This window comes from Methanobrevibacter sp., from assembly GCF_036307625.1.
Taxonomy (GTDB): domain Archaea; phylum Methanobacteriota; class Methanobacteria; order Methanobacteriales; family Methanobacteriaceae; genus Methanocatella.
Genome location: NZ_JAXJXF010000094.1, coordinates 63,410 through 71,827 on the forward strand (window position 1 = coordinate 63,410; position 8,418 = coordinate 71,827).

At 36.9% G+C, this 8,418-nt stretch carries 8 protein-coding genes; 6 read left to right on the forward strand and 2 right to left on the reverse strand.

Annotation, left to right across the window (positions count from 1 at the left end; all coding sequences use genetic code 11):
- Positions 1–36 precede the first annotated feature (36 nt).
- A complete protein-coding gene (fdhF, locus tag UIB65_RS05975; protein ID WP_330040245.1) occupies positions 37–2,196 on the forward strand; it encodes a formate dehydrogenase subunit alpha in 2,160 nt (719 codons plus the stop codon).
- A 17-nt stretch (positions 2,197–2,213) separates the two neighbouring features.
- Entirely contained in the window at positions 2,214–3,419 is a 1,206-nt protein-coding gene (locus UIB65_RS05980) for a Coenzyme F420 hydrogenase/dehydrogenase, beta subunit C-terminal domain (RefSeq protein ID WP_330040246.1), read from the forward strand.
- A 208-nt stretch (positions 3,420–3,627) separates the two neighbouring features.
- Here UIB65_RS05980 and moaA read toward each other — a convergent pair whose 3' ends face one another.
- Complete coding sequence (gene moaA / locus UIB65_RS05985; protein ID WP_330040248.1) at positions 3,628–4,560, reverse strand: GTP 3',8-cyclase MoaA; 933 nt, start codon at positions 4,558–4,560, stop codon at positions 3,628–3,630.
- Positions 4,557–5,594, reverse strand: coding sequence for a molybdopterin-guanine dinucleotide biosynthesis protein B (gene mobB / locus UIB65_RS05990; RefSeq protein ID WP_330040249.1), 1,038 nt, complete (start codon positions 5,592–5,594; stop codon positions 4,557–4,559). Before mobB ends, moaA begins: the two co-directional genes overlap by 4 nt.
- A gap of 402 nt (positions 5,595–5,996) precedes the next feature.
- Here mobB and UIB65_RS05995 point away from each other — a divergent pair, with 402 nt between their 5' ends.
- From UIB65_RS05995 to UIB65_RS06010, 4 genes are read left to right on the forward strand one after another with little or no spacing between them, the layout of a single operon-like run.
- Positions 5,997–6,467 carry a 4Fe-4S binding protein gene (locus UIB65_RS05995; RefSeq protein ID WP_330040251.1) on the forward strand — a complete coding sequence of 157 codons (471 nt, stop codon included), beginning with the start codon at positions 5,997–5,999 and terminating at the stop codon, positions 6,465–6,467.
- A complete protein-coding gene (gene fwdF, locus UIB65_RS06000) occupies positions 6,460–7,557 on the forward strand; it encodes a tungsten-dependent formylmethanofuran dehydrogenase subunit FwdF (protein WP_330040250.1) in 1,098 nt (365 codons plus the stop codon). The genes UIB65_RS05995 and fwdF overlap by 8 nt, the downstream gene beginning before the upstream one ends.
- Before the next feature lie 8 nt (positions 7,558–7,565).
- Positions 7,566–7,796 (forward strand): 4Fe-4S binding protein, encoded by a 231-nt coding sequence (locus UIB65_RS06005; RefSeq protein WP_067040044.1) that lies wholly within the window; start codon positions 7,566–7,568, stop codon positions 7,794–7,796.
- Positions 7,797–7,808: 12 nt separating this feature from the next.
- A complete protein-coding gene (locus UIB65_RS06010) occupies positions 7,809–8,378 on the forward strand; it encodes a molybdopterin dinucleotide binding domain-containing protein (RefSeq protein WP_296894807.1) in 570 nt (189 codons plus the stop codon).
- The last annotated feature ends 40 nt before the right edge of the window (positions 8,379–8,418 follow it).

The window sequence follows — 8,418 nt, forward strand, 5'->3', positions numbered from 1 at the left end:
TTTATTTAATATATAATATATTTTGGAGATTATAAAATGGTTGAAATAAAATATGTTCCAACAATCTGTCCTTACTGTGGTACTGGTTGTGGACTCAACTTCGTTGTAAAAGACGAAAAAATTGTTGGTGTAGAACCTTTAAAAAGACACCCTGTAAATGAGGGTAAAGTATGTCCAAAAGGTAACTTTGGATATCAATTTATTAATAGGGAAGACAGATTAACTACTCCTTTAATAAAAGAAAACGGTGAATTTAGAGAAGCTTCTTGGGATGAAGCATTAGACTTAGTTGCTAACAAACTCAAAGAAGTATCTGACGAAGATCCTAACAAAGTTGGATTCTACGCATGTGCTCGTTCACCTAACGAAAATATTTACATTACTCAAAAATTAGCAAGAGTAGCTTGTGGTACTCAAAACGTAGACCACTGTGCACGTATTTGTCACGGTCCTACTGTAGCTGGATTAGCTACTACTTTCGGTTCCGGTGCTATGACCAACGGATTCGACAGTATTAAAGAAGCAGACTACATCTTCTGTATTGGATCAAACAACATGGAAGCACACCCATTGTTTGGACGTAAAATGATTCAAGCTAAACAAAATGGTGCTAAATTAGTTGTATTAGACCCAAGATTTACTCCTACTGCTAAAATCGCAGATGAATATGTACAATTTGAAACTGGTACTGACGTAGCTTTAATGAACGCTATGATTAAAGTCATCATCGACAAAGGATTACAAGATGATGAATTCATCGCAAACAGAACCAAAGGTTACGAAGAAATGAAAGAAGTTGTACAAAAATACGACTTAGACATGGCTTCTGAAATTACTGGTATCAAACCTGAAGTAATCGAACACTTAGCTGTTGAATACGCATCTGCTGACAAAGCTGCTATCGTATACTCATTAGGTATTACTGAACACTCTCACGGTGCTGACAACGTAATGTCCACTGCAAACCTTGCAATGTTAACTGGTAACATTGGTAGACAAGGTACTGGTGTTAACCCATTAAGAGGACAAAACAACGTACAAGGTGCTTGTGATATGGGTGCATTACCTTCCGATTACGTAGGATACAGAAAAGTTAAAGATCCAGAAACTACTGCATGGTTCAACGACTACTACAGTGGAGAAGGTTACGAAGTAAACTTACCAACCACTCCTGGATTAACTTTAGTTGAAATGATGAATGCTGCTCACGCTGGTGACTTAAAAGTATTATACATCCACGGGGAAGACCCAGTTCTCTCTGATGCTGATGTAGCTCACACCAAAGAAGCACTTGCTAACTTAGAAATGTTAGTTGTACAAGAATGTTTCTTAACCGATACCGCACAATGTGCTGACGTAGTATTACCTGCAGCAGGTTGGGGTGAACAAGAAGGTACTTTCACCAGTGGTGAAAGAAGAGTTCAATGCTTACACAAAGCTCAAGAACCACCTGAAGGCGCAAGATTAGATTGGAAAATTATGGAAGAAATCGCAGTTAGAATGGGCGTACCAAGACCATTATTCCACTACGAATCTGCTGAAGAAATCTTTGAAGAAATCAGAGAATGTGCTCCAATCATGGCTGGTATGAACCGTGAAAGATTAGACACTCCTGAAGCACTCCACTGGCCTTGTCCTTCCGAAGACGACCCATGTCAACCATTAATGCACAAAGAAAAATTCGCACACCCTGATGGTTTAGGTGTCTTCCAAGCATTAGAACACAAAGGACCTGTTGAAACCGTAGATGAAGAATACCCATTATTATTAACAACTACTAGAGTATTGTTCCACTACCACGCAGCAATGACCAGAAGATGTGAAACCTTATCCAATGAGGTAAAAACCGGATTCATCGAAATCAACACTAAAGATGCAGAAGCTAGAGGAATCTTAAACAACGAAGTTGTAAGAGCATTCTCCAGAAGAGGAGAAATCGCTATTCCTGCACGTGTAACTGATGATATCAGAGAAGGTATCGTAAACATTCCAATGCACTTCGCAGAATGTGCTGCTAACGTATTAACCAACTCTGACTCTTTCGACCCTAAATCTAAAATGGTTGAATTAAAAGCTTGTGCTATCCAAGTAGAAAAATTCGATGAAAAAGTAGAAATCAAAAACGAACTCTACAAAGAAGGTACTGACACTGAAGTAAAAGCTGAAGATATGTCAACTACCACTGTAGGTAAATAAATTGGGAGTAGATTTAAATGAGCGCAAAAATTAACGATATGTGTTATGCATACTCTGCTATCGATGATATCAAAGAAAAAGGAGAATATGGTGGAGTAGTAACTACTATCATGAAATACTTATTAGAAGAAGGTATCGTTGACGGTGTTGTCGGTGTAACTCAAGGTCACGATATTTATGATGGTGTACCAACTCTCGTAACTGACCCTGCTGATGTTATCAAAACTGCAGGTTCCATTCACTGTGGTACTTTAAACATTGCTAAATTTGTATCCAAATACTTAGATGGTGCAAGAGACATGAAACTCGCTGTTGCATGTAAACCTTGTGATGCAATGACCATTCGTGAATTAATGAAAAAAGGCAAAATCATCGAAGATAACGTAATTATGATTGGTGTAAACTGTGGAGGAACTATGTCACCTGTTCCTACCATGAACATGATTAGAGATGTATACGAACTCGATCCTAAAGATGTTATCAAAGAAGAAATTGCTAAAGGTAAACTCATCATGGAAACTGCTGACGGGGAAAAAGGTTTCAAAATTGATGAATTAGAAGAACAAGGCATGGGTAGAAGAGAAAACTGTCAAAGATGTAATCTCAAAATACCTTCCAACGCTGACTTAGCTTTAGGTAACTGGGGAGTTATCGGTCCTTTAGCAGGAAAAGCTACTTTCGTAGAAGTATTCTCCGAAACTGGTGCTGAAGTAATCGACAAAGTCGTTGAAGCTGGCTTAATCGAAACTACCGCACCTGAAGAAAAAGGTATTAAAATCAGAGAAAACATCAACAACTTCATGCTTAAAGAATCTCAAGCTAAAAAAGATGTTGATTACGCAGGTACTACTGGAGACATCATCGATGTATTCTACCAATACGAAGACGAATTCTCCAAATGTATGAAATGTTACGGTTGTCGTGAAGCATGTCCATTATGTTTCTGTGAAGACTGCTGTCTTGAAGCTGAAGGTCCTGAATGGGTACCTGGTGGATACACTCCTGCAGCTCCATTCTTCCACTTAACACGTTTAGTACACATGGTTGACGCATGTACCAACTGTGGTCAATGTTCCGAAGTATGTCCATGTGAAATCCCTGTTGCTAAAGTATGGAGTACCGTAAACAACAAAGTAAGAGAAATCTACGGATACATCCCAGGTATGGGTAGTGATGACCCACTTCCATTCACTGATCACGTATCCAAAGCTAAAAAATTATAATATTGGTTATCTGACCTTTATTATTTTTTCTTTTTTTTTAACCATCTTAAACCATAAATTTACTTGTTTTTCGTTCAATTTCGAAAATCAGTGATACAAATTCTATTTTTAAAAAAAGTTAATCCATATTTCAGATTATTTTTAATTCTTGTCTCAGTAATGGCAGTTTATATTGGGTGATGGTATTGGTCAGGCACCTAATCAAAAGCTACTGATTAAATGGTTCACGTTTGTTGATGCCTTTTATGAAAATTTCTTCCAGCTTTTCTTCGCTTTCACCGTTTCTTATGTGTGAAATCAGTTCGACAAGATTGTCATTTCTAAGCAGGCAAGGTTTTATTTTTCCGTCAGGTGTTACCCTTAATCTGGAGCAACTTGCGCAAAAGCTGGAGTTATCGACGGGTCTTACTATCTCGATTTCGCCATCGTTAATGTAATATTTTTTACGCCCTTGCATAAATTTACGTTCCCTTACATCGTCAGCTATATCAGCCAACTTATTTTCAAGCTCATCCAATGAATAGTGATATTCTGCATTGAACTTGTCATCGTCACAGTTTTCACTTTCTATAAGTTCGATAAGCTGAAGCACCATGTTGTTCTTCTTGCAGAATTCAAACATATCCTTCACTTCATCCTGATTGATGTCCTTCATTATGACCATATTGATTTTGACGGGATACAATCCTACCTCAACGGCTTTTAGAATACCTTCTTTGGCCTTGTCAAGATAGTTCCTTTTTGTTACAAATTCATAGGTTTCAGGATTCAGTGTATCCAGGCTTACGTTAATTCTGTCAAGTCCGGCATCCTTTAAGTCTTTGGCATATTTTCCCAGAAGAACTCCATTTGTAGTTAGGGAAATGTCTTTGAAATCTAGGCTAGCTATCTTTTCAACTATTTCGACAATGTCCTTCCTGACCAGTGGATCTCCGCCTGAAAGCCTGATTTTTCTAACCCCTATCTTTTTGGCCACTTTACATATTGTATGTATCTCGTCCGGAGTCATTTCGTCTTTGGATGAAACCATTCCGTCATGATGACAGTAAATACAGTTTTCGTTACATCTGTTTGTAATTGTTATTCTTAGTGAAAGAATAGGTCTTTCATACTTGTCCTTTACTACATTTTCCATAATCATTCTTCCACTTTAATTTTTATGTTTTTAATTTTTTCATCAATTTTTAGGGAGTTTACAATCGCAAAGACGGTTTCCTTTAAAATTCCACGGCTGAACTTGTTGATGTCTACTGACTTTCCGTTGGTTTTAAGGGAAATATATGCATTCATCACATTTTCATCTTCAATTCCGTCTATTTCAATATCTATTGTATTGATGTTGCCTTCAGTCTTAAGGGAGCTGACCATTGCGGTAATTGAATTTGAAATGATATTGTTTGTAAACTGATTTATTTCAAGGTCTTTGTCATTGACTAGGACTGTTGCATTTCTCTCGCCAGTTTCAATCGGTGCCGGTTCGTCTGGAATGACCAGCTCGACTTTTCCGACATCTTCAACGCCATAGTCCTTAAGGTTCAATGTGCTGATTACTCCAAGGACGCTTTGCTTGAGATAATCGCTTACAAACCTGTTTAGACCTACAACCTTTCCGTTGATTGAAAGATAGCTTTGGATACTGTCCAAATCTTCACTGCTCAATTCACCCTTTCGGATGTCTCGGGCAATGCTTTCGCCGTTGTTGTATCCGCAGTTGTTTGCAAATAGGGTATCGACAATGTCATGGCCTCTGTCTTCTATAAGGTCAGCCAGTTCTTCCACGCCTTTTTCATCTATTGTAAATGAATCGACTTCTTTGATTGTGTATTCGTCCCTAACGTCAGGAGAAGTAATGATTTTTGGATAATTGTAGTTTTTATAGCCTTCGATGACTACAAAATCAAAATCATCAAAATGCTTTAACATGTACAGTATTCTATTGAGGTCATGCTCTTTTTTCACATTGAAGAATGTAGTTGAGCCGACGCCCACAACAAGATTGGCTCCAGCCTGTTTATGTTTCCAGGTGTCCGTATTTTCCTTGTCCATCTCTATTGAGTGGTGTGAGTGTTTGATTGAGGCAACATTATATCCTCTTTTTGTCAGTTCTTCAATAACCTTTACGGTTAGTGAGGTTTTTCCGGTATTTTTCTTACCTACAATAGATACTATTTTCATTATATTCTCCCCTACTATAATATTAGGCATTCGTAATAATTAAAAATTTCTAAAAGATTTATGTGTAGTTACTACACATTTTAGGTAAGCCAAAAATTTTTTACTCATTTTCATCATTTTTGTAATACTTTTTTAGTATATTTGTAATAATAATTTTGAGTAAAATTTCCACTTTTTCAATAGTCTAAAGATTTTAAACTATTATATGATTGATATTTTTTCAGTTTATGCATTGATGATTATAATGACAATGTATAATTTTTATTCTGTAATTTCAAGCTATTAGATTACTTTTTGAAAAAAATTTTGTGTACTATTCCCACAGTAATATATAAGTGTTCCTATTTAATTCTAGTAGGCAACTATATTTATATAAGAAAACATATGTGTTATCATTACACATTGGTGGTTCAAATGCCGAAACATATTGCATCTGGTCTGAAATATTTGGCTGCGGTCAAGTTGAAAGATTCGGGTGAAAGTCATCAAGCAATTGCTGACGAGTTAGGTGTTGACAGGTCTACCATATCACATTATCTGAATGGTAGAAACTTATCTTGGAACTCAATCGACGTTGCAAGAACAATAACCGAGCTGTGTCCCAAAGATTTTTTAAAGATGGCCGAGGCAATATTTGAGGAACCAGAACAGAGTCGAAAAATTGTGAATATTTGCAGAGAAAGAAATTTCGAAGTAATTATAGAAGATTCCTGTATTGGTTGCGGCTTATGTGTAAATGCATGCACGATGAAAGCTATTGAATTAGAATCATTGCAAGCGCATGCAGACTCCATACAATGTTGCGGTTGTCAGCTATGTAGCGAGGATTGCCCAACTAATTCTATAAAAATTTTGGAGATTGAATATGATTAGAAATTTAAAAGAGGTTAAAGATAACAACTTTGACATTACAAGATCTGCTGAAGAAGTCAGAAACTTGTCTTTCAATGACCATGTATGTTTAGGTTGTGGGATTTGTGAATCAACTTGTCCTGTTGAAGCAATTACCTTAAACGCAATTGCTGTAGACGCACGTCACAGAATCTCTAACGACGTATACTTCAGTGGTCACGAAAAGATTGCTCAAAACTTCAAAGAAGACTTTGATGTTCAAAGAATAAGCATTGACGAAAGTAAATGTGTATTATGTGGTATGTGCAGTGGATTATGTCCTGTTGATGCATTAGTATTAACTATTGACGGCACTCCAATCAAAGAAATTGAAGCATATCCTCATTATAACGCTTTCTCAGAAATTGATGATGATGAATGTATTTACTGTAAAAGATGTGAAATCGCATGTCCTCGTGATGCAATCGTTATTGAAAGAGTTTTACCAGACCGTGCTGATTTAGTAACTGGTGAAATCGATGTAGATGATGAAGAATGTATTTACTGTGGTGTATGTGAAGAATTATGTCCTGCAGAAGCAATCGTCGTAGATAAAGAAACCGGAAAAGAATCTATTGTCATTGACAAAGATGCTTGTGTATACTGTTTAGTATGTAAAAAATCCTGTCCTACCAATGCTATCAAAGCAATTTGTAGAGCATGTAACTACGGTGAATATGACTTAGACCCTGCAAAAGCTGCAGTTAAAGGAAACTCAGTCATCGACTCAGAACTTTGTGTATTCTGTGGATGGTGTGAAGGAGTATGTCCAACCGATGCTGCTAAACACAAAAAACCATTCGAAGGTTCTATTGAAATCGACGATGAAAAATGTCAAGCTTGTGGAGCTTGTGTAGATATTTGTGGATGTAATGCATTAGCATTCCCAGTATCCTCAGGTCCTGGTTCCAGAATGGAACACGTAATTGCAAACAATGACTACTGTGTAAAATGTAAAGCATGTGCTAAAGCATGTCCTAACGGCGCAATTACTGTAAAAAGAACTGAAATCGACCACACACCTATTAGCTCAACTACTTGGAAAGAAGCTTTAGATGCAATTAAAGACTAGGTGATTAGATGGAACTTAAAGTTAATCAAGATAATTGTTTAGGATGCGGGATTTGTGTAATTGCATGTCCTGTAAATGCTGCTATCAGTCCGGAAAATGCTGGTGGTAATGGTGCTAAGACTGAAGAAGTTATTATGATGGTAGAAAACGGATTCATCAAACTCTTTAGTCCTGAAAAATGTGAAAAGTGTGGAACATGTCAAATGTTTTGCCCAGTAAATGCTATATGGTTAGAATAGGGGGATTATTATATGCATTATGCTAATACTTATTTAGAAAAACCTGTAGTGCCTGATGTAAAAATTACTGGTGAAGGAAATACTGATGTTCTCAAATGTATGTTAAACACCGGATCTGACATCTACCAAGGTGCTTGTAAAAAAAGAGGATCCACTTTAAAAGAAGAATACAAAAACGCTTCTGGTACTTGCTACATGGATCCTAGAGATATGGCAAAATTAGGTGTAAACAACTGGGATACTGTACTTGTAAAAACCGATTTCGGTGAAGTAGTAGTAAACTGTGCAGTTTCAAGGGATGCACCTCACGAAGGAACTGTATTCATTTGTAAAGGACCATGGGCTAACACTATTGTAAGCCACGATACTTACTGCTGTTCTGACCCAACTTACAAAGGAATCAGATGTACTGTCGAAAAAACCGACAGAAAAGTATTACTCATGGCAGACTTAATGAGATGGGTATACAAAAAATACGTTGATGAAGAAGATGACGATGTTGTTGAAAACATGGACTCTTTAGGTGAATTACCTGTTTATCAAGGACGTAAATGGGAGGAGTTGATTGACCATGACTTATGAACCACCTGTAACTGATTATGATTACATTGTTGAAAATTGT